This is a genomic window from Ensifer sp. Root558 (assembly GCF_001427045.1).
Taxonomy (GTDB): domain Bacteria; phylum Pseudomonadota; class Alphaproteobacteria; order Rhizobiales; family Rhizobiaceae; genus Ensifer; species Ensifer adhaerens.
Genome location: NZ_LMGC01000033.1, coordinates 15,778 through 36,262 on the forward strand (window position 1 = coordinate 15,778; position 20,485 = coordinate 36,262).

The 20,485-nt window shown below is 60.0% G+C and carries 20 protein-coding genes and 1 pseudogene; all 21 read right to left on the reverse strand.

Annotation, left to right across the window (positions count from 1 at the left end; translation table 11 throughout):
• Positions 1–108: 108 nt before the first annotated feature.
• The 21 genes and pseudogenes from ASD63_RS24100 to ASD63_RS24195 all read right to left on the reverse strand — a co-directional run bounded on the left by ASD63_RS24100 (position 109) and on the right by ASD63_RS24195 (position 20,464).
• Complete coding sequence (locus ASD63_RS24100) at positions 109–1,101, reverse strand: LacI family DNA-binding transcriptional regulator (RefSeq protein ID WP_234824558.1); 993 nt, start codon at positions 1,099–1,101, stop codon at positions 109–111.
• A gap of 134 nt (positions 1,102–1,235) precedes the next feature.
• Positions 1,236–1,967, reverse strand: a complete 732-nt coding sequence (locus ASD63_RS24105) for a GntR family transcriptional regulator (RefSeq protein ID WP_060529941.1) — start codon at positions 1,965–1,967, stop codon at positions 1,236–1,238.
• A gap of 346 nt (positions 1,968–2,313) precedes the next feature.
• Positions 2,314–3,186: a DMT family transporter gene (locus tag ASD63_RS24110; protein ID WP_234824557.1), complete on the reverse strand. Its 873-nt coding sequence runs from the start codon at positions 3,184–3,186 to the stop codon at positions 2,314–2,316.
• 7 nt (positions 3,187–3,193) lie between these two features.
• On the reverse strand, positions 3,194–4,165 hold the full coding sequence (locus tag ASD63_RS24115) for an amino acid ABC transporter permease (protein WP_060529943.1): 972 nt from the start codon (positions 4,163–4,165) through the stop codon (positions 3,194–3,196).
• A gap of 29 nt (positions 4,166–4,194) precedes the next feature.
• Positions 4,195–5,475: an FAD-binding oxidoreductase gene (locus ASD63_RS24120; protein ID WP_060530009.1), complete on the reverse strand. Its 1,281-nt coding sequence runs from the start codon at positions 5,473–5,475 to the stop codon at positions 4,195–4,197.
• A 59-nt stretch (positions 5,476–5,534) separates the two neighbouring features.
• Positions 5,535–6,362, reverse strand: coding sequence for a transporter substrate-binding domain-containing protein (locus tag ASD63_RS24125; protein WP_060529944.1), 828 nt, complete (start codon positions 6,360–6,362; stop codon positions 5,535–5,537).
• A gap of 181 nt (positions 6,363–6,543) precedes the next feature.
• Positions 6,544–7,017: a hypothetical protein gene (locus ASD63_RS24130; protein WP_060529945.1), complete on the reverse strand. Its 474-nt coding sequence runs from the start codon at positions 7,015–7,017 to the stop codon at positions 6,544–6,546.
• 197 nt (positions 7,018–7,214) lie between these two features.
• The gene (locus ASD63_RS24135; protein WP_060529946.1) at positions 7,215–7,634 is read right to left on the reverse strand and encodes a type II toxin-antitoxin system VapC family toxin; all 420 of its coding nucleotides are present in this window, start codon (positions 7,632–7,634) and stop codon (positions 7,215–7,217) included.
• Positions 7,631–7,885: a hypothetical protein gene (locus ASD63_RS24140; protein WP_060529947.1), complete on the reverse strand. Its 255-nt coding sequence runs from the start codon at positions 7,883–7,885 to the stop codon at positions 7,631–7,633. The genes ASD63_RS24135 and ASD63_RS24140 overlap by 4 nt, the downstream gene beginning before the upstream one ends.
• Positions 7,886–7,949: 64 nt before the next feature.
• A pseudogene (locus ASD63_RS36300) lies at positions 7,950–8,184 on the reverse strand (type II toxin-antitoxin system RelE/ParE family toxin).
• A 131-nt stretch (positions 8,185–8,315) separates the two neighbouring features.
• Complete coding sequence (locus ASD63_RS24145; RefSeq protein WP_060529948.1) at positions 8,316–9,197, reverse strand: ABC transporter permease; 882 nt, start codon at positions 9,195–9,197, stop codon at positions 8,316–8,318.
• Positions 9,190–10,143 carry an ABC transporter permease gene (locus ASD63_RS24150; RefSeq protein WP_060529949.1) on the reverse strand — a complete coding sequence of 318 codons (954 nt, stop codon included), beginning with the start codon at positions 10,141–10,143 and terminating at the stop codon, positions 9,190–9,192. Before ASD63_RS24150 ends, ASD63_RS24145 begins: the two co-directional genes overlap by 8 nt.
• A 62-nt stretch (positions 10,144–10,205) precedes the next feature.
• Positions 10,206–11,816 (reverse strand): peptide ABC transporter substrate-binding protein, encoded by a 1,611-nt coding sequence (locus ASD63_RS24155; RefSeq protein ID WP_060529950.1) that lies wholly within the window; start codon positions 11,814–11,816, stop codon positions 10,206–10,208.
• A gap of 75 nt (positions 11,817–11,891) precedes the next feature.
• Positions 11,892–12,779, reverse strand: coding sequence for a glyoxylate/hydroxypyruvate reductase A (locus ASD63_RS24160; RefSeq protein ID WP_060529951.1), 888 nt, complete (start codon positions 12,777–12,779; stop codon positions 11,892–11,894).
• Positions 12,780–13,012: 233 nt separating this feature from the next.
• Positions 13,013–13,996, reverse strand: coding sequence for an oligopeptide/dipeptide ABC transporter ATP-binding protein (locus ASD63_RS24165; RefSeq protein ID WP_060529952.1), 984 nt, complete (start codon positions 13,994–13,996; stop codon positions 13,013–13,015).
• Positions 13,989–15,005: an ABC transporter ATP-binding protein gene (locus ASD63_RS24170; RefSeq protein ID WP_200953539.1), complete on the reverse strand. Its 1,017-nt coding sequence runs from the start codon at positions 15,003–15,005 to the stop codon at positions 13,989–13,991. Before ASD63_RS24170 ends, ASD63_RS24165 begins: the two co-directional genes overlap by 8 nt.
• Positions 15,002–16,624, reverse strand: a complete 1,623-nt coding sequence (locus tag ASD63_RS24175; protein WP_060529954.1) for a DUF885 family protein — start codon at positions 16,622–16,624, stop codon at positions 15,002–15,004. Before ASD63_RS24175 ends, ASD63_RS24170 begins: the two co-directional genes overlap by 4 nt.
• Positions 16,621–17,736 carry a Gfo/Idh/MocA family oxidoreductase gene (locus tag ASD63_RS24180; protein ID WP_060529955.1) on the reverse strand — a complete coding sequence of 372 codons (1,116 nt, stop codon included), beginning with the start codon at positions 17,734–17,736 and terminating at the stop codon, positions 16,621–16,623. Before ASD63_RS24180 ends, ASD63_RS24175 begins: the two co-directional genes overlap by 4 nt.
• On the reverse strand, positions 17,733–18,815 hold the full coding sequence (locus tag ASD63_RS24185; RefSeq protein WP_060529956.1) for a 2-dehydropantoate 2-reductase N-terminal domain-containing protein: 1,083 nt from the start codon (positions 18,813–18,815) through the stop codon (positions 17,733–17,735). Before ASD63_RS24185 ends, ASD63_RS24180 begins: the two co-directional genes overlap by 4 nt.
• Before the next feature lie 3 nt (positions 18,816–18,818).
• Positions 18,819–20,012, reverse strand: coding sequence for a hypothetical protein (locus ASD63_RS24190; RefSeq protein WP_060529957.1), 1,194 nt, complete (start codon positions 20,010–20,012; stop codon positions 18,819–18,821).
• Between the two features lie 41 nt (positions 20,013–20,053).
• The gene (locus ASD63_RS24195) at positions 20,054–20,464 is read right to left on the reverse strand and encodes a VOC family protein (RefSeq protein ID WP_060529958.1); all 411 of its coding nucleotides are present in this window, start codon (positions 20,462–20,464) and stop codon (positions 20,054–20,056) included.
• Between the last annotated feature and the right edge of the window lie 21 nt (positions 20,465–20,485).

Below are 20,485 nucleotides of genomic sequence, written 5' to 3' on the forward strand. Positions count from 1 at the left end.
GAATAAACTTCGAGACGATGTGAGATCGATCTCACATATATTTAGCGCACAAGACTTTCGCGCTGGCAAGTGGGCGTCTCGAATTTTTTGAGGCGGGGTTTGCGGCGCTCAGACGCCGCCGCGGCGGCTCACCGAGCCGCGAACTATCAGCTTGGTTTCAAAGCGGATTTTGCGCGGCGGCTCGAATTTGCCAGTGAGCCTTTCGAACAGCACCCGAGCAGCCGTGCGGCCGATCTCGGAGACGGGCTGCGAAACGACGGTAATCTGCGGATCGGTGAAAGTCGCCAGATTGAAGTCGTCGAAACCGATGAGCGAGACGTCGTGCGGGATGGAAACCCCCATTGACCGAAAGGCGAGGAGCGCGCCCTGCGTCATCAGGCTGTCGACGGTGAAAAGCGACGTCGGCGGTGTCTTCTGGCTGAAGAGCCGTATGGTCGCATCGACCGCGTGCTCCACGGTGGATTGCGACACGGCGACCATACGGTCGTCGGCCGCGATCCCGGCCGCGGCGAGCGCCGACCTATAGCCGCTCCTGCGCTCGCGTGAGGTAAAGATACGCATGTCGTCCTGCAACAGGCCGATGCGGGTATGGCCCATGCCGATCAGGTATTCGACGGCCTTGCGGGCGCCGCCCTCGTTGTCGACGACGACGCTGTCGCAATCGACGCCCTCTGCGACACGGTCGATCAGCACCAGCGGCACGTTCTCGTCGACCAGACCCTGGAGGTGGGCGTTGTTGCCCTCCGAGGTCGGCGCGACGATGAAGCCGCGGATGCTTAGTGACCGGAGGCTCGCCAGAAGGGAAATTTCCTGCGCCAACTCCTCCTCGCTGCTGCCGATGATGAGATTGTGCCCGAACTCGCGGGCGAGGACCTCGATATCGTGCGCGATGCGGGCGAAGAACGGGTTCTGGATATCGCCGAGGATGCAACCGACGATCGGCAATTGCCCGCTACGCAGCGCCTGCGCGAGGCGGTTGCCGCGATAGCCCAGCTTTTCCGCGGCCGCCTGGATCTTTTGGGCGGTTTCGTCGCCGACATATCCGTAACTGTTGAGAGCCCGGGCGGCCGTTGCGCGCGACACATTGGCCAGCGCCGCCACATCCTTCAAAGTCGCCGGTTTCTGAACCATGTCACCTCCAATCGTACGAGCAGGACGCTTCGCGATCCCTTGTAGCTTCGGATAGCACGCTCGCCTAGTCATGCGCGTGACGCACGGGTGCCCCTACAGCGACATCATTTACGAACGAGGCTGAAGGAGAAATGGCTGCCGCGATGGTAGTCGATGGCGTAGTTCACCGGCGCGCCGGCGGCGTTGAAACAAGTTTCGGTGATGAGAAGCGCTGGGCCGAAGTCCTTCAGACCATGACGCTCGACAATGTCGTCCGGCAGCATGACAGCGGAAACGCTGGCCGCCGACATGCGCGGGCGGTTGCCGTATTCCTCCATGAGCTGCATCAGCGAGCCGCTCCAGTCGATGTCGTAGAGGCGCCCTTCAATGAGGCTGCGCGGCATGTAGTCGATGCAGTAGAGGATCGGCTCGTCCTCGTGCAGGCGGATGCGCTCGATACGGATCACGCGGTCCGTCGGGCCAAGCCTTAGGCTCTCGGCGACGCACGCGTCCGGCGCCTCCTCGGAGATCGAAAGTACCTTGTTGACCGTCCGGTAGCCGTAGTGCCGCGCCATGTCCGTAACGCTCTCGAAGACGGTGATCGGTCGATCGACCTGCACGGCTGAGAGCGCCGAGACGAACCGGCCACGGCCATGCTCGACATTGATCACATCGTCCTGTTCGAGCAGTTTCAGCGCCTCGCGCAGCGCCGGCCGAGAAATCTTAAACCGCTGCGTCAGCTGTGCTTCGGTCGGCAACCTGTCGCCCGGCCTCAGCCCTTTATCTTTGATAAGATCGGCGATCCGGTCCCGGAGCTGGACAGCGAGGGTGCGTGAATCGCGAAGGGGCTCCTCCACCGGCGTGCCTCGTCATTGATTGTCGTTGCAACTTCCTTGTCTGACAAATCCGGGATGGTCAAGTGTAGGGCGTATGCAGAAACCGTGCGAGAGGTTGCACTTCCAGCCGCTCCAAGGATCGCCTTGACAGGCAACATCCACAATGTCCGTTGTCTTACAACTTTTTAATCCATGGCAATAAAGACATGTCCCTGCTGAACTTCGACGAACAGTAATCCCTGCGCATCCAGTCGGGCGTCTCGCCCTGCAGAAGCGGATCGACACGGTGATCGCCTCCTGCCTTTCGGCGGGCGCAAAAAGCATCTTCTTGCCCTGCACAGCCGCAGGAAACTCGCTGCCCTCAAGCTTATTTCAGGACAAGCCATCCGGACAGGATGATGATCGCCGCGCCCAGCAGCGTGTACAGCTCTAACGGCGTTGCGAAGAGGAAGATGCCGTAGAAGCAGCCCCAGATGATTTGACTGTACTGGAACGGCGCAACGACCGAAGCCTCGCCAACACGGAAAGCGCGCACCAGCAACGCATGTCCGCCCAGCATCAAGGCACCGCCCGCGACTGATAAGCCAAGATCGGTAAGGCGGAGCGGTGCTGGCTCGCCCGAAACAGCCGCAACCGCGAAGCCGACAGGCGTCATAACGACGAGCAGGCTGGCAACCAGCGCTTCATCCGTTTCCGTCACCTTCGCCCGGCGCAGCAGGATTAACGACAGCGCAAAAAGCACGGCAGATCCAAAGGCGGCGAGATGGCCGAGATTGAGCGGCGCGACGCCCGGTTTCAGCGCCACGACGACGCCGGCAAAGCCGATCAGTACACCGGCCCAGCCGATGCGCGACAGCCGCTCCCTGAGGAAGACGAAGCTCAGCATCGCCACCAGGATCGGCGTGAGGAAGGCGATAAGATAGGCTTCCGCAAGCGGCAACTTGGCGAAGGCATAGTGGATCAGCAGCGTATCGAACGCCAGCAGCAGCGCTCGCCAGAAGGCGAGCGACGGTTGGCGTGGGATGAGGCGGCGAAGACGGCCGGTTGCGAGTGCATGGACCAAGAGCAGAAGGAGAGCTGCAATGGTGACGAAAAAGGTCACCTGCGGCGCAGGCATCGTTCCCGCCATGATCTTGACGATCGCATCGGTTGCGGAGAACATAAAGAAGGCGGCGAGCACGAGCAGCGCGCCCCGACGGTTCGACGACGGCACGACCGGAGTGCCGTCGCTGTCTGCCACGGATGCCTCAGCGGACATTGAAGCGGCCAAACCGTTCCTCGATGCGGGACTGGGCATATTCCAGGCAAATCGAAAGGGTCCAGTAGATCATGGAGGCGGTAATCAGCATCTCGATATGTCGGAATTCCGTCTGGCCTTGGGTGCGGGCGAGATACATGATTTCCCAAACGCCTACGACAGATACCAGCGAGGAATCCTTCAGCATTGCGATAAATTGGTTGCCAGTCGGCGGGATGATGACCCGCATGGCCTGGGGCAAGATGACCAGCATCATCGTCTGCGCCGGAGTGAGACCGAGCGCGGTCGCGCCCTCCGTCTGACCGCGATTGATGCTCTGGATGCCGGCGCGAAAAATTTCCGTCATGTAGGCGCCGTAACACAGCGAGAGCGCGAGAATGCCAGCCGGTACGGCGCCGATCACGTAACCCACCTGCGGTAGGCCGAGATAGATGATGTAAATTTGCATGAGCAGCGGCAGTCCGCGGAAAAGCGACGTATAGAATGTTGCAAGCCCGTAGATCACGCCATTGTTGGAGAGTTTCGCGATGGCGCCGGCCAGCGCGATGATGGTGGCGATGACGATCGAAATCGCCGAAATGAAGAGCGTCGTCGTCACGCCCTGCGTGATGAGGAAGCCGATCTTCTTGGCGATGAAGGCGAAGGAAAGATCGAAGGAGTAGAAGAACAGCATCAGGAGCGCGAACAGCTCGAGCCAGACGGCGACGATCTGCTGGCGGCGTGACAGCTGGCGCAGCGCCTGCCAGTTGGCGGCGGCGATGAGCGCGATCAGCACCGACGAGACGACGCGGCTGATCGCTGGGTTCTCCTTCAGCCAGTCTGTCAAGGACGGCAGAACATGGCCGATCCAGGCGGAACTGACCCCGAGGGAGTAAAGGATCGCCACGACGATCGCAAGGATTAGCAGGCCGCCTGCCCTGCGCGACGCTTCGGGATAGGTGAGTATCAGTCGACCAATCATATTCCGCCCCATTTTATTGTAGAAGCTGTTTAAGCCGCACGCTCGCGCCACCAGTCCTGCGCCTGAAGTTTCCAGTAGGTGAGCTGTGCCACCGCAAGCCCCGCCAGGCCGCCGGCCCAGACGAGACCGAAAGGTTGGTAAAGCTTGTAACGTTCGCTTGTCCCCAAAATGCCCTCGGCAATGACCTTGCCGCCGATCGCCGTGGTATTGAGGCCGTGACCGCCAAAGGCCGTGCAGTACCAGATGCCTGGGCTCATACGTCCGATCTGAGGCATCAGGTGCCGGGCATAGGACATGAGGCCTGACCAGGCGAGCTCCGTCTTGAGTCCGGCAAGTTGCGGATAGGTATCGACCATTTCGGCCCGCAGTTCCTTGACGAGGCCTGCGGTCGAGGCAGCACGCGTGGTGATACGCCCGCCCCAGAGGATCCGGCGGCCTCCGTCGACGAGGCGGTAGTAGTCACCGGCCCGGCGGTTGTCGCCGATGGCGTGCTTCGTGGCGATCGCCGTGGCGATCAGCTCCGGCGCCTCCTCGCTGACCATCACATAGGTGGCAATCGGCAGATAGGAACGCTTTAACTTGCCATTCAGCGAACCGGTATAACCACCCGTCGTGAAGACGACGTCAGGGGCCTTCACCTCGCCCCGTGCAGTTTTCACACGTTTTTCGGAACCGGAAGAAACCACCGAAGTCGCCCGCGACTGCTCGCAGATGCGCCCCCCAAGCCGCTCGATCTCCGCCGCGATGCCACGTAGATAGTTAAGCGGGTGCATATGGAAGGCAGTCGGATTGCGCAATGCCTGGAAGTAACGCTCGGATTTGAGCACAGCACGCACGGCGTCTCGGTCCATGTATTCGAGCTCGTAGCCGTATTCGCGACTTATCTCGTCGGCATAGGCCTTGAGGCTCGCGCCATCGTCGTAACGCAGAACGCTCATGATGCCCGGTTCTGGCTTCGCATTATCGATGCCGAGCGTCTTGATGTTCTCGCGGATGAATTCCATGCCTTCGACGGAGAGGAGGTGCAGCTCGCGGGCCGCATCTTTGCCCGTGACCCGGGCAATGTCGTCGCCGCCGGTCGCATAACCGGGACTGACGAAGCCACCATTGCGGCCGGACGCTCCGAAGCCGACGCTCTCAGCCTCCAGCACCGTGACGCGCTTGCCGGCGCGAGCAAGCTGCAGCGCCGTCGAAAGGCCGGCAAGACCGCCGCCGACGATGACCGCGTCACATTCGACCGTACCCGAAAGGACTGGTCGCGCCGTCCGGTCCGCCATCGTTCGTTTATAGTAGGTGTCTGGATAAGTCATCGGCATGCGCCCCCCTTCGAATGGAAGGGTGCGGGCGAAAAGGCCCGCACCGGTGTTTATCAGTCGGCGCTGTAGTCCTTGCCATACCACTTGGTGGTGAGCTGGCCGAGCGTGCCATCCTTCTTCATCTCTTCGACGATACCACCGACCTTGGCCGTCCAGTCCGGGTCGACCTTCTCGCTGATAACGACCAGCGGCTCACGGAAGGCATATTCGCCTTCGAGAACCTTGACCGGATAGCCATTCTTGATGGCATTCATCGCGGTCTGCTCGGGTGCGATTACCGCATCGAGGCGAACGCCAGCGCCGAGGCGAAGGTCGTCGAAGGGCAGCATGGAATCGGCGAATGTACGGACCTCACCCGGCTCCAGTTTGTATTCGATCGGCGGCAGGCCCGGAGCGTCGATTTCCAGCTTCCGGTTGATGAAGTCTTCCGAGGTCGTCGCCGTTTCGACGCCGATCACCTTGCCGTTGAGGTCGGTGACGGACTTGGCGTCGCTGTCCTTGTGCACGACGTACACATAAGGGCTGTAGTAATAGATGCCGACGAAATCGATCACTTGGGCGCGTGCCTTGGTGGGCGTTACGGAACCGACACCGAGGTCGTAACGGCCCTGCCAGCGACCGCCCGTGAGCGTCGCCCAGTCCGGCGTCTCGAAGCTCACCTCGACGCCCAGACGCTTGGCGATCTCGCGCGACACGTCGATGTCGAAGCCGACCATCTCGTTGCTGTCATCGAGATAGCTCTGGGGCGGCCAGCCGCTGTTGGTGGCGACGACCATCGCCTTCTTTTCCATGACGCGATCCAACGTCTCGCCAGCATGGGCCAATACGGCGGCAGCGACAAAGGCAACACCTACAGTCAGTCGCATGAAGAGCTTTTTCATGTGGTCCTCCTTGTGATCCGTCAGTTTGGATCCCCGTTTATGTAAGATGTCTGACAACGAAAGAGTCTCAACAGCTGCTGCCGCGAGTCAAGTGTCCACTGTTACCGATTCATGAAAGAACGAGATCAATACATGTCTCGTAGATATGAACTGGCCGATCGAGCGATCGGCCAGTTCATATCTAACCGTTTACTACCTCCCCACGATCTTTAAGATGCGAGAAGCAAAACCGCTCCCGAAACGCGATCGAGATCGAAGAGCTTTGCTTCCATAAAGGGGAGCGTTGATCAGGATCATGCCATCTTAGGCTCGGGAGCCCTCCGGCGATCAGCGGTAGACTGAGCATGTTGGCAACGGCAACTATCAGCGCAGAATGGGTGCCCCCATAAAAGTCGAAATCGCCCGCCAGCAGCGGGTCCACCAAGCCTGTCAGAACCAGCACCAATCCTGCAACGATTGCCGCGTTGCGGGTCCTATCTGCGTCAGCAAGGCGTGCCGCGCCGAAACCGTCTGGCCCGCCGATCCCAAGACGCAACAACGCAAATCCATATGCGAAAAAAATAATAGCAAGCACGAGGTCGATCGGCGGGTGCCAACTTGTCCAAGAGGCGAAGCGCCGATGCTGCACACGCAAATCATATGCAACACGTGCCATAGGTCGTGTGCGGCGGGCGGAATCACAGCATTCGAAAAGTGTTGGGCATGGGCTGATCCCAGACCTGCGCACTGACGCCTCGGACGTTCAGATCATTGGAAGCGACGCAAACTCTCCACTAGACGACGTAAGTCGGCAGCACGCCGGCTTTCCCTCGCCTTGAACCCATTTGAACCCGAGAGCCCCCCATGGCGAGTCTATAGGTGGTTCCAAGGATTGACGACAGGGACTCCTGCCGCCTCAAAGGGGCTTGTATCGCGTGTCGCGATTGTAAATCCCTTGGAGGCTGCAATAGCCGCAATATATCCATCAGGTGTCGGGAATCCCTTCCCCCCTGCTCGCGCGGTGGCCGCAAGGCCGGCATAGTGCCGAGCCGCCGCAGTGTCGAATGACAACACGCGATCGTCGAACAGTTCGAGCAGGCCATCAAGCGTGTCGGCCAACGCTTTTTTGCGCCGGCCCTCCGGGAGCGCAGCGATGCCAAACAGCAGTTCCGCCAGCGTTACACTGGACAGATACAAGGTTTCGGCTACCTGGTCATTCAACCAATTGCGCACAGCCAAATCCGGGGCGGGCTTCATCGCCTCCGAGACGACATTCGTGTCCAGGACGATCATTCAAACCTCATTGGCTCTGCCGGCGCTTTGTCTCGCATCTGGTCGAACACTTCAAAATCATCATTGGTCAAGCCAATCCGCCCGCTCAACTCAGCCAAGGCATCCCCGATGCGAATACGCTGTTCGGGCTTTACCGCACGTTCCAGAATCTCGCGGACTTCCGCCTCTGTGCTACGGCCGTGATTTGCCGCCCGGACGCGCAAAGCGCGGTGCACTTCATCAGGTACATTTCGTACTGTCAGGATAGCCATAGTCAGACCCTCGCAGGCGCCTTCATTGACTGCAATATAGTTCCGATGCAGTCATTCCGCAAGTTTACCGCGGTCGAGTCAACGTGTATACGGCGATGCAGGGTGTGCGCGGAATTACCAACTCCCGCGTTCCCTCAATTCGATCCGGGCGGCCGCTTTCCGGGAAAGTCGAGGAGACGCCGAACTGAACGCGCAATCTCCTCGTAGACGTACACTGACGCTTTCGGGTTTTCACTTTCAATGTAGCTGAAGATCGCGTCTCGATCGTCAAGCGCATAGTGCGCCCAGACAAGACTCATCGGTCGCCAGCCGCGGCCTTGAAGCCTTCTCGGTCGGGAAGGGCGTCTACCGGCCCTTCTGGCCGGGGCTGCCCAATACCCGCCAGCAAATGTTTGTTGGAGAAAACGTCAAACAGAAATCAGCTGGGAAATCACTCTTTCGGTTCCATTGCGTCGCGCAAACCGTCGCCAAGGAAATTGACGGCCAGCACGGTGCAGAGAATTAGCAGGCCGGGCGGTATAGCAAGCCATGGCGCAACACTGAGCCAGGGTGATGCACTGTTCAGCAAGTTTCCCCATGTGGGAACTGGTGGCTGAATGCCAAAGCCCAGAAACGAGAGCGCCGATTCAAGCATGATGGCGCTTCCAACGGCAAGCGTTGCCGCCACGGTGATCGGGCCGATGGCATTGGGCAAGATATGCCGGAACATCAGCCGTGCACCCCCTGCCCCAAGTGCGCGGGCGGCCTCTACGAATTCGCGTTCGCGCAACGCGAGGAACTGGCTGCGCACCAGTCGTGCAGTTCCCATCCAGATTAGCATGCCGACGATAGCCACAAGCAGAGGCGGGTTCGGGCGGAAAAGCCCTGAGAGCAGCAGGACAAGGGGCAGCGTCGGGATCGACAGCATCACATCCGTAAACCGCATTAGCAGCATATCGGACAAACCGCGATAGAAGCCCGATAGTGCACCAACCAGCGTGCCTGCGATGGTTGCGATAATCGCGCCAGCAAGGCCGACAGCAAGGGAAACCCGCCCTCCGTATATTAAGCGGGTCATGACATCGCGACCGAGTTCATCGGTTCCAAGCCAGTGCTCTGCAGTCATCGGGCCGGGTGAACCGATCAAGGTGAAATCCTGACCATCAAAACTGTAGGGCGACAGGAATGGCCCAATGACAATAACAATCGTCATCAACAACAGAAAGGCGAGACTGGCGACCGCCAGCCGATGTTTCAGAAAGCGCCTGACAACGCGGCGGCTGTAGCTCTGCGGCGGCGCCAAGTGAGCCAGTTGCATCGTTGCGTCAACCATAGCGAATCCTTGGGTCGAGAGCGGCATAGGTCACATCGGCGATGATATTGGCCACGACAATGCCGACAGACCCCATCATCATTAGGCCCATCAGCATGGGATAGTCGCGACCATCCATGCTTTCCATGAACAGACGTCCGATGCCCGGCCATGCAAACACTGTTTCGGTGATGACGGCGCCTGAAATGACGGTGGCGAAGTCCACCGCGATGACGGTGACGGCCGGGATCATCGCGTTGCGCAATGCGTGCAGGATGATGACGCCTCGCTCGGAACGCCCCTTCGCATAGGCGGTGCGGATGTAATCCTGGTTGAGCACGTCGATCATGCCGGAGCGGATGAACCGGCTCCAACTGGCGATGGTCGCAAGCGACAGCACGGTGGCCGGCATAATGATATGGGCGAGCCGATCGAGGAACGAGCCATCACCGATTGACTTGTAGCCGGCAGACGGGAGCCAGCCGAGTTGCACGGAGAAGAGAAGCTGAAGCAGCAGCGCCAACCAGAAGACCGGGGTGGAAATGCCGGCAAACGACAGCATCGTCAGCCCGCTGTCGAGCTTCGAGCCGCGCCGGGCAGCACTGATGATTCCAAGAGGGACGGCGAGCAACAGCGAAATCAGAAGGGCGAGACCGCCAAGTTCGAGGGTTGGCCCCAGCCGCAGGACAATTTCGGTCAGGACGGGACGTCCGGTGCGGATGGAGTAGCCCCAGTCGCCAACCAGCATCGATTTCAGCCACATGACGTATTGCACAGGCGCGGGCTTGTCGAGGCCGTAGGCGACCGCGATCTGTTGCAGCGCCTCTTTGCTGACAGCGGGATTCTCGGCGTACATGTCGAGCGGGCCGCCGGGGGCCAGATGCACGATAGCAAACAAAATCAGCGAAATACCGAGGAGCAGCGGGATGGCGCCGAGCAGACGGCGTAAAATGTAACCGAAATTCATGCCGTCTCCTGGTCAAAAGGAACGAGGCGTCCGGCCTTTGAGACCGGGCGCCTCCGTTCATGTTAGCCCATGTACCATTCGGCCGTATGCACGAAATTGGTCATGTTCGTCGGGTTCGGCACGAAGTTCTTGAGCGCCGCGGTCTTGGCAATCAAGGCGACATTGGTGGTCAAGGGGATCGAAGGCAGGTCCTCGGCCAGAATTTTCTGGAATTCCGCCGCAGCCTGCTTGCGGGCGGCTGGGTCCAGCGTCGTTTCGAATTTCGACAGGGCCGCATCGAGAGCGGGGTTGGAATAGGACTGGCCGTTGTTGGCACCGCCGGTGCCCCAGAACACCGAGTAGACCGGATCGGCAGAGGTGATCCAGCGACCGTAGATCAGGTCGTAGCCACCTTTGTAGCGCGCTTCGCGATAGGCGACGCCGGTCTGGTTGTTGGCAACGGCTTCAATGCCAATCGCCTTGAGCTGGGCGATGATCACCTGTTGGGCCAGCTCGTCGTCCGCCCGGCCCGCCTGGACCATGAAGGCATAGGACAAGCGCTCGCCGTTTTTTTCGCGTACGCCGTCGGAGCCCGGAGCATAGCCCGCCTCATCGAGGATCTTGTTGGCGGCTGCGACATTGTAGGCAATTTCCGGCGTGTTCGGATCATAGAATTCGAACACCGGCACCACCGGCGATTTGATCGGTTCCGGGAAGCCGCCCTGCGCCTTGCTTAGCACGGTGCGGTCGATAGCAGCCGCGATGGCCTTGCGAACATTGATGTCGGCCAGCGACGGGCGCTTGAAATTGAAATCGAGATGCTGCCAGGACAAGAGCGGCCCCTTGACCATTTCGATGCCGGAAATGCCCTCGACCTGCTTGGCCTGGCTGTAGGGTGTCGATACGACCAGGTTGACTTCGCCGGATTTCAGCTGGGTAATCAGCGTGTTGGTGTCCGGGATCATCTTGAAAATGATCTTGTCGAGATAAGGCAGCGCATCACCCTTCTCGCTCTTTGCCCAATAGTCATCGAAACGCTCGGTCACCACGTACTGGCCGCGCACGAACTCCGTCACCTTGAACGGGCCGGTGCCCACAGGAGTTTCGTTGTAGGAGGACGTGTTGAGATCGGTGCCTTCCAGCAGGTGCTTGGGGAAGATGCCGAAGGTGAAGAGAGTAGAGGCAAAGGTCGGCAGTATGGAGTTGTAGTGAACCACGACGGTCAGGTCGTCCGGGGTTTCGATGCTGGCCACCTCGGCGGAACCGTCCTTGGATTCAGCTTTGAACGCCGGGTCCTTGACCGCTTCCCAGGTGTATTTCACGTCGGCTGACGTAAAGGGTTTGCCGTCGTGCCACTTCACACCGGGACGGAGCTTGTAGGTCACCGTCATCGTCTTGCCGTCGGCCGCCACGACAATGCCGCCATTCTCGATGGTCGGCACTTCGGTTGCGAGCACCGGCACATATTTCGCATGCTGATCCGGCGCGAGAAGTCCCTCGACGACGGCCGCCTGTGCATCCCCCAGAAAGCCGGTCGAGTACACGTTCATCGTGTCGATCTCGTAGGTCAGGCCCACCGTCAACGTACCGCCCTTCTGCTGCGCGAGGGCCGGAAACGCATGCATCGTGGCAAGGGTCGCAGTACCAGCGAGTATCGCCTGAAGTGCTGCGCGTCGGGTCAGTTCAAATGTCATGGCATCGTCCTCTCTTTTGCCCTTGCGGGCGTTCCCTATTCGCCGGCCGTGTTGGATCGGCCGGTCGTTAAGTTTTCAGTAGCCCAGCGAGCGATCGACAATGTGTGGCAATTTTTCACCGCGTTCGAAGCGTCGGATGTTTTCGGCCATCTCCTTCACGGCAGCATCTGCATGCGTGGGAGCGGCGACGTGCGGCGAGAGCAGGACTTTCGGATGCCGCCACAGCGTGTCTTCAGCTGGCAGCGGCTCGATGCGGAAAACATCGAGAGCCGCGCCGCTGATATGTCCGCCGTCAAGGGCTCCGATCAGGTCCGCATCCACGACGTGGCCACCACGGGCACCGTTGATGAAGAACGCGCCCTTGGCCAACGCCGCCAGCACCTTTGCATCCACAACATCGGCGGTTTCGGCGGTCATCGGCAGGAGATTGACGAGAATATCGGCGCCGCTGATCGCATCCATGAGTTTGTCGCGGCCGGCGAAGCTCCGCGCTCCCTCGATCGCCCGGCCGGACCGGCTCCAGCTACGGGTCTTGAAGCCGAAACGAACGAAATGCCGGGCAACCTCGGAACCAAGTGCGCCCGCGCCCAGGATCGTCACCGTGCGCTCGCGGGCCAGTTTCTCCGCGCAGGGTGCCCATTCGCCCTTTGCCTGAAGATCCTTGTAGACCAACAAATTGCGATGCCATGCCAGCGCCTGCGCCAAAACCCATTCGCACATGCCCTCGGCAAGGCCATCATCGACCAGGCGAACGATCGGCAGATGCCCGGGCACTTCGCCGCTGGCCAGCAGGTGTTCGATCCCGGCATTGAGGCTTAACACCAGCTCAAGCCCCGGCACCGCTGCAATGACGCCCGGCAGGGGTCGTCCGACGACGATATAGGGCACGGGACCGTCGTCCGTCTTGGGTTGTTCGGTCGTGACGACGTGGCTCGGAAGCTCTTTCCGAAACAGGGTTGCCATGTGCTCAGGGTTGCCGCGAGAGGCGATAAATATCCGTTTCATGGGCCACAGCATGGTGCGTCATGAAGGCATCGTGCAATGCCCGAAAAAATCCACTTTGACCGCATTTTAACTCATGCATGAGTTTGGGCGACAATGGGCAAAAAAATACCCCGAATTGCCAATTTCCTGAGCAATTACGGGGTAGGCTGGCTAAAAATAGCCGGGGGATCGGCGCGAAAAATAAGGCTGATCTATTCTCTCAAGTTAAGTTCGTCCGCTCGAAGGCAGGCCACCGAGTGGCGATCACCGCGCGCCTCCAGAGCCGGCACGGCCGCAGCGCATTTTTCGATGGCGAAAGGACATCGGGTGCGAAACACGCAGCCGGAGGGTGGGTTGATCGGGCTGGGCAAGTCACCTTTCAGCGTGATGCGGCTTCGGCGCACGCGCGGATCCGGCACCGGCGCCGCATCCAGCAACGCACGCGTATAGGGGTGGAGGGGTTTAGCATAGAGATCTGCGGCCGTCGCAGTTTCCATGATCTTGCCGAGGTACATGACGATGACGCGATCGCAGAGAAACTCGATAACGGACAGATCGTGGCCGATAAACAGGATCGACAGCCCAAGCTCTTGCCTCAGATCCTGCAGCAGGTTGATGATCTGCGCCTGGATCGAAACGTCAAGCGCGGAAACCGGTTCATCGGCGACGATGAATTGCGGATTGACGGCAAGCGCGCGCGCAATGCCGATACGCTGACGTTGCCCTCCGGAAAACTCATGCGGAAACCGTGCTGCCGCCGAACGAGGCAAGCCGACTTTTTCCAGCAGGTCGCCGACCCGGTCCGGACGCTCCTTCCGGGTGCCGATGTTGTGGAGCAGAAGCGCCTCGCCAATGATCTGGCCCACGCTCATGCGCGGATTGAGACTGGCATAGGGGTCCTGGAAAATGATCTGCATCTGACTGCGCAGCGCTTTGAGCTGTGCGGGCGCAAGACCCGTCACGTTGCCACCATCGAAGCTGACAGAACCGCCGGTCGGCTCGACCAGTCGCAGGATCGAACGGCCGAGCGTTGACTTTCCGGAGCCAGACTCTCCGACCAGCCCGACAACCTCTCCTTTGGCGACCTCGAAGCTGACGCCATCGACGGCGCGGATGACGACGCCCGGTTTGAACATCGACTTGCCGATCTCGAAATGCACTTTCAGATCGGAAACCTGGAGCAGGGCTTCAGCCATTCATTTCGCTCCATCTCAGGCAGCGCGCGCCGTGATCCGGGCTCACCATGAAAACCGGAGGGACCGCGGCTCGGCACGCATCGAGCGCCCAGTGACAGCGCGGATTGAAATCGCAGCCGGTTGGTGGATTGCGCGGGTCGACGACACTGCCGGGAATGGCTTTCAAGCGGGCAACCTGCCCTGCCGCGCGTGCCGCGTGATCGACCTGCGGCATGCTGGCCAGCAGGCCTTTGGTGTAAGGGTGGCTCGGCCGGTCGAACAATTCGTTGACGTCGGCGCTTTCGACAATGCGTCCGCCATACATGACAGCGACGCGATCGGCGATTTCGGCGACGACGCCCAGATTGTGGGTGATGAACAGGATACCCATGCCAATCTCTCGCTGCAGGCGGCGCATCAGCTCCAGAATCTGTAGTTGAACGGTGACATCCAGCGCCGTGGTGGGCTCGTCCGCAATCAGCAGCGCCGGATTGCAAGCTAGCGCCATCGCGATCATCACACGCTGGCGCATGCCACCGGACATCTGGTGCGGATAGATGTCGGCCCGTCGCGCCGGTTCGGGAATTTCCACCAGCATCAGCATCTCTATCGCCCGCTTCCATGCCTGCGAACGGGTCAGTCCTTGATGCAGTAGCGCCGCCTCAGCGACCTGCGTTCCGACTTTTTGGGTCGGGTTGAGGCTGGTCATCGGCTCCTGAAAGATCATCGAAATTTCGTTGCCGCGAACGCCGCGCATGGTTTTTTCCGGCAGTTGGGCCAGATCGCGCACCACGCCGTCGCGCCCGCGGAACAGAATTTCGCCAGACGCGATGCCGCCGATCGCAGGCGGGATCAGCCGCATGACAGAGAGGCTGGTCACGGATTTTCCCGACCCGCTTTCGCCCACGACGGCAACGGTCTGCCCCTGCTCAATCTTCAGGTCGACGCCCTTGACCGCCTGCACGATGCCGCTCTCCGTGCGAAATTCGGTAACGAGGTTGCGTATCTCCAGCAGGGGTTCAGCCATCAGTTCAATTGCCCCGCGCGTTGCATCTCTTCAGCGATCCACGCAAGCGGCACATGGCCGTAGCTCAGCAGCGCATCATGAAAGCCAATCGTATCCCCTTTCCATCGGCCGCGCAGCGTTTTGATGCCTTCGACGCCGATCCAGTACATCAGCCGCGAGCCAGGCAGCATGGAATTACGAACCACCTCGCCCTCGACACGAGCCGGTGCGAAGCCCGCCTTGTCGCGGTAGAAGGCCATGGCCTCCGCCATGCTCCAGTCCCCGAGATGCAATTTGACATCGACAAGGACGCTCGCCGCGTTTCTGCGCTCGTACTGCTTGAGGAGCAAGATTTCGGCCGGTTCATAAAAGTCCGGCGCTTCCATCAAAAGGTCTTCAACGTAGCATGCCCATCCTTCAATCAGCGTACCGGAACCGAGAAACGCAAGCCCCAGAGCGCAATCGGTACCGGCAATGCGTGCGAGGTGCGACTGGGCGGAGCGGGCGCGGGTGTTCTGCGTGTGGTGGCCGACGCTGCCATGATGCACGGAGTGGATCGTCTTGACCATGGCCGTGTTGCTTCCGCGCAGAAAGGTGTCGAAATCGTCACCTGGGGGCGTCACCCAATAGACGCTGCCCTGACCGGGGTTGAGGCCGGGCGGAGATCTGTAGAATAGGAAATAGAGGGACTGATTGATCTTGCGGAAGCACGGCGCCATCCAACGGTACTCGAGCCCATACTCCTGGGCCGGCGTCACCAGCGCTGCGCCATCTTTTCGCGCGGCGGCGTCGTGGTGCCGATAGCTTTCGATTACGGCTTCAGCGTCGGCTGGATGATCGTCGGACAGGCCGGCAATCAATTCCTGCCAGCTTTTTTCCGGATCGATGGACTTTGCCATTTCAACCAGTTCGTCGCCGATTCGATCGAAGGCCTCTTCGGCCCTTTTCACCGCTTCGCGCGGACCGAAATCGAGGCCATGGATCGTATTCATCAAAAGCGACAGATAGTCTCCGCCGCAAGCCGGATCGTCATCGACAATATCCGTGAGGCCAGATGCGAAGGTGTCGAACGCGGCTGCTGCGGTATCAGCGGGCGCGGCCCATTGTGCGGAAAATTCGTCGTGCAGTCGAATCTCAATACGCAGGAATTCCGCCATCGCGCGCGCCTCGCGCCGGGCGCGCGCCGTCCACCCAAATGGAGCAGTTTTTCCCTTCAGCCGTTCCAGGGCTGACGTCAGGAATGCCGGCAGAGAATTGAGGCGGGCAATCAGTCCATCCTGCCGGACCGGCGCCGACTGGGGAAGTAGCAGGGAAACAATCGCGAAAGCTGCCTCGCCGGAAAACCAGGCCGGATTGGAAAAACGTGGACGAGATGTCGCGGCTGCCTTCTGCAAGGCGAGCTCCGCCAGGATCATTTTGCGGTCCAGACGATCGCCCAAGGCCTCAGGTTCGGCCGTGTCGGCAAGCCGGCGCTCAAGAGAGGCGATACCCGCCAATTCCTCAGTCAGCGTTTCCGGCCCACAGGGCGGCATACGGTCGTCATGGTCCCTATTGCCCATGAACGTCGCATCCACAGGGTGATAGGTCCAGTGGTGCCTAAGGAAGGCGTCGACCACCGACGGATCGTAACGACACTGCGTCATGCGCCGTTGCCCGGCAGATCAACCCAGCGGCGTTCAAAATGGGCCTGAATGATCGCGTCCACGATTTCCTGGCTCTTGGCGCCATCATAGAATGTGCATTCCTGAGGCCGATCTTCGAGGATTTCATCGACGAAGAAGCGCACGAGGTTGCGATAGTAAAGCTCGGGCCACGGCATACTGAGCGTGGTGCCGGGCGGTAGGGCCGAGGCGCCGACATCGTAGGGAATGAACTCGACGGCTTCTGCCTTAGCCAACTTCAGCGTCTCCGCCGTGCCGAACTCGGAGATCAACCGGGCGATGGCCGCCCCTTTCGAACCATAGACGCGCAGTTCCACGCCGGGATAATTGCCGACCGCGACATAGCTCGTCTGCAACAGACCCTGCGCACCGCTCGCATATTCGACAAGTGCGACAGCACCGTCTTCAACCTTGATCTTCTGCAGCCCCTCTTCTCCCCGTACGATACGTTCGGGAATGAAATTCTTCATGGTGGAGGCCACTGAGGCGAACTCGCCTCCCAACCAACGCATCAGATCGATAAGATGGGAACCGTATCCGACGATAGAGGCCGGAATGAGCGAGTTGCGATCGATACCCGGCGTGATCTGACGCAGTGGCTCCTGCGGATCCAGCCATTGGCTGTTCTGCTCGAAACCGTGGATATGAAAAATCTCGCCCAGCGTGCCGTCGTCGATCCATGCCTTGATCTGGCGGATCGCCGGCGAATAGCGGAAGGTAAAGCCGAGCTTGGTGCGCACACCAGCCGCATCGGCCTTGGCAGCAGCCTCGAACGCTGGAGCAGCAAGCGTATGGAGCGGCTTTTCCGAGAGCACATGCTTGCCGCCTGCGATGGCAGCGAGGCTCAGCGGCAGATGCGTATGCGTCGGTGTGCAGACGTCCACCATCTGCACGTCCGGATCGGCGATGAGCTTTTCAGGGTCGGTATAGATTTTCCGCGCCCCGTATTTTTCGGCCATCGCCTTGGCGCGGTCGCCATCCACGTCGCACACCGCGATCAGGTCGACGCGCTCATGCGCATTGTAACCGGGGAGATGGGCCTTGTCGGCCCAGGTATGTGCGCCGATCAGTCCGACGCCGAGCTTGGTGGTCATGGGAGGGTCTTTCCGATTGAGGCAATATAAGCTTCGAGTTCATCGAAATTGTGGAAACCAAGGTCTCGCTTGCCGTCCTCGATCTCGTAGATCATCGAAAACAGTTTCTCATTCAGCCTTGTGTCGGCGCCCGTCTTCTTGCCGAAGTCGATGAGCTTGCCGCTGGATGAGCGGGTTTCCGAAGGGCGTTTGCGATAGACAATGTCCCACCAGATGCCCGAACCCTTCTTCTTGAAGTTGTGTGCGGGCTTGGTGTCCTGATCCTTCTTCAACAGCCAGATGGCATGATTGATGTTGGCCAGAAGCCTCTGGGTATCCGCAGCCGTCTTCACCCGATAGTTTGACGGATCGAAGAAATCGAAGGCCTGTACATCGATGCCGTTGGCATCGGCAATCTCCAGCGCTTCCTTGACGACTGCGCCGGCAATGCGCGCATAGCGCTCGACGCCGAGTGTGTCCCGGATTTTCGCGTCAGCAAGGGCGGAGAACACCACCTGCGAGGCATAGACTTCCTTGGCCCAGATCTGACCCCAGATGTGGGTTGAATATTGCACCTCGGTCAAAGCACTCAACGCTTTGCCAAGAGCCTTGAGGCGCGGTGTCATCTCGCCATTCAGCTCACCGAGCTGGATAGGGCCCTCATGCACGAATTCCACATAACCGGGATCGACCAGCGCGCCGCCATAGTTCGGGATAGATCCCATGACGATCCTCTCCCCGGGCAATCCCGCCTCGTTGAGCGCGGCGATCATGTCCGGCTCGTTGAAGCCGTTCTGGAAGGAGACAACGCAGCTGTCGGCGTTGAGTAGAGGAATGATCTGCTTCAGCGCCTCCACAGCGTGCTGCGACTTGGTCGCAATCAACACTGTTCCGAGTTCGCCCGTCAGTTGGTCCGGCGTCGCAGCCTTGACGGGAACGGTCATCTCGCCGCGTACGCCGTCGATGAACAGGCCCTTCTCATCGAGTGCAGCAACATGTTCGACCCAACGATCGACCAGAAGCACCTCGTGCCCGGCCTTTGTCATATACGCTCCGGCAAGACCGCCGATGGCGCCGGATCCGAGAATGGTGATCTTCATGGATCAACCCTTTTCAATTACGGTTTGCGGAAACATTTCGAGGCTCTGTGGGCTGTTGGCATGGCTATAAAGCGCCTCCAGGAACAACGGCCACTGGTCCTTGCTGACCCGTTCGCGCACGCGGCGAACACTTTCGTTGCCGGCCCAATAGGATGCGATGAACGGTCCACGGAACGGGTGGGCCGCCATGCGCAGCCTTCCTTGAACCCAGGCTTCCTGCCCCATGGCGGTACTACGCAGATACCCCGCCACGTACTCACGCGGCAGCCCCTCGACCATCAGCATCCAGGCTGCACTCGTCTGGGCGGCGGAGCGGACGCGACGAAGCTCCATATGAATTTCGTCATCCTCGTCCTCGATGAAATCGATGAGGTGGATACCCTGATCGCCGATGCCTTCCTGCACGCAGCCGGTGATCGCATCGGTTGTGATCAGCAGCGCATCGGCCGGCGCTTTGCCGGCATCGAACGCTGCCTTGGTGGACAGCAATTGGGTCGAATGGCCCGGATAGACCTCATGGCAGACAAGATGCTTGAGGGCGGCCCGCGTGAAGCTCAAATCGAAATTGAGATCCATCTTCCCTTCGTTGAAAGAACAACGCGCCGTGTAGAACATGCCGCGCACGGGATTGAGCACCATGTCGTAGTCCCCAGTGTCGAAGACCAGGCTATCGGTTCGCGCTTTCGCTTCGGCCATCAGATCCCGAAACACCGTTTCGATCTGATCTATCGGTACGGCGCGCGCCTCCTCCCAACTCTGGACCCGTTCAGCCAGCGAACCCCGGACGAATCCCGCCTTGCGCAGCAGCGCATCGGCCCTGGCACGGGCATCCTCGATCAACGCCGCGTCCTCGCGTCCGGCGGGCGCGCCGACCAGATCGGTAACCTTTTCCTCGAAGGATGGGCTCGCGCCTGACAGCATCTTTACGGCAACCCGCACCGACTTGAGCATGCCCTGCAGAAAGACCCTGCGTGGTCCAGCGGGCAAGGCGGCGACCTCCGGGTCGAGCCGGGCGAGGTCGGCGCGAATGGCTTCGCGGTCATCGTAGTGTCGGGCGTCAACTAGGCCATCGCCCAGATAGATAGGAACAAGGCCGTCGCCGCCGAGCAGGCTGCCCTGAGCGGGCATGCTGCGTTCAAGCGCATCGATACCCATCGTGATCGCGGTCAGCTCTCTGCCGATTTCAAAAGAATTCATTTGTATCTCGATCTCAGTCACAGCCGCCGCGGCCGGAAATATCAGTGTTCAAAGATGGCGTCGGGGTTCTTGAAGGACTTGAACTCCAGGGCGTTGCCAGCCGGGTCCTTCAGAAAGAATGTTCCCTGCTCGCTCGGTTCGTCCTGGAAGCGCACTTTGGGCTCCATGACAAAGGGGTAGCCGTCCTTGCGTAAACGCGCGATCAGACCATTCCAGGTGTTCCAGGGAAGCACCGCGCCAAAATGATGCAACGGCACCATGTCATTGCCGACCTTGGACGTTGCCGTCGACTTGGGATCTCTGTTGAGATGCGCTGAAATCTGGTGCCCGAAAAAATCGAAATCGATCCAGTTTTCAGCTTCGCGGCCGACCTTGCAGCCAATGATTTCGCCGTAAAAGTGACGGGCGGCTTCCTTGTCGTCGATGGCGAATGCCATATGGAAAGGGATCATGCTGAACGCCTTTTGGGTGAT

Excerpts from the sequence above, each read along its gene's own strand:
- ASD63_RS24130 (WP_060529945.1), bottom strand. The coding sequence starts at position 7,017 with ATGGCACGTGTTGCATATGATTTGCGTGTGCAGCATCGGCGCTTCGCC.
- ASD63_RS24185 (WP_060529956.1), bottom strand. The coding sequence starts at position 18,815 with ATGAAGATCACCATTCTCGGATCCGGCGCCATCGGCGGTCTTGCCGGA.
- ASD63_RS24120 (WP_060530009.1), bottom strand. The coding sequence starts at position 5,475 with ATGACTTATCCAGACACCTACTATAAACGAACGATGGCGGACCGGACG.
- ASD63_RS24155 (WP_060529950.1), bottom strand. The coding sequence starts at position 11,816 with ATGACATTTGAACTGACCCGACGCGCAGCACTTCAGGCGATACTCGCT.
- ASD63_RS24135 (WP_060529946.1), bottom strand. The coding sequence starts at position 7,634 with ATGATCGTCCTGGACACGAATGTCGTCTCGGAGGCGATGAAGCCCGCC.
- ASD63_RS24165 (WP_060529952.1), bottom strand. The coding sequence starts at position 13,996 with ATGGCTGAAGCCCTGCTCCAGGTTTCCGATCTGAAAGTGCATTTCGAG.
- ASD63_RS24180 (WP_060529955.1), bottom strand. The coding sequence starts at position 17,736 with ATGACCACCAAGCTCGGCGTCGGACTGATCGGCGCACATACCTGGGCC.
- ASD63_RS24140 (WP_060529947.1), bottom strand. The coding sequence starts at position 7,885 with ATGGCTATCCTGACAGTACGAAATGTACCTGATGAAGTGCACCGCGCT.
- ASD63_RS24175 (WP_060529954.1), bottom strand. The coding sequence starts at position 16,624 with ATGACGCAGTGTCGTTACGATCCGTCGGTGGTCGACGCCTTCCTTAGG.
- ASD63_RS24195 (WP_060529958.1), bottom strand. The coding sequence starts at position 20,464 with ATGATCCCTTTCCATATGGCATTCGCCATCGACGACAAGGAAGCCGCC.
- ASD63_RS24115 (WP_060529943.1), bottom strand. The coding sequence starts at position 4,165 with ATGATTGGTCGACTGATACTCACCTATCCCGAAGCGTCGCGCAGGGCA.
- ASD63_RS24160 (WP_060529951.1), bottom strand. The coding sequence starts at position 12,779 with ATGGCAACCCTGTTTCGGAAAGAGCTTCCGAGCCACGTCGTCACGACC.
- ASD63_RS24145 (WP_060529948.1), bottom strand. The coding sequence starts at position 9,197 with ATGGTTGACGCAACGATGCAACTGGCTCACTTGGCGCCGCCGCAGAGC.
- ASD63_RS24150 (WP_060529949.1), bottom strand. The coding sequence starts at position 10,143 with ATGAATTTCGGTTACATTTTACGCCGTCTGCTCGGCGCCATCCCGCTG.
- ASD63_RS24190 (WP_060529957.1), bottom strand. The coding sequence starts at position 20,012 with ATGAATTCTTTTGAAATCGGCAGAGAGCTGACCGCGATCACGATGGGT.
- ASD63_RS24125 (WP_060529944.1), bottom strand. The coding sequence starts at position 6,362 with ATGAAAAAGCTCTTCATGCGACTGACTGTAGGTGTTGCCTTTGTCGCT.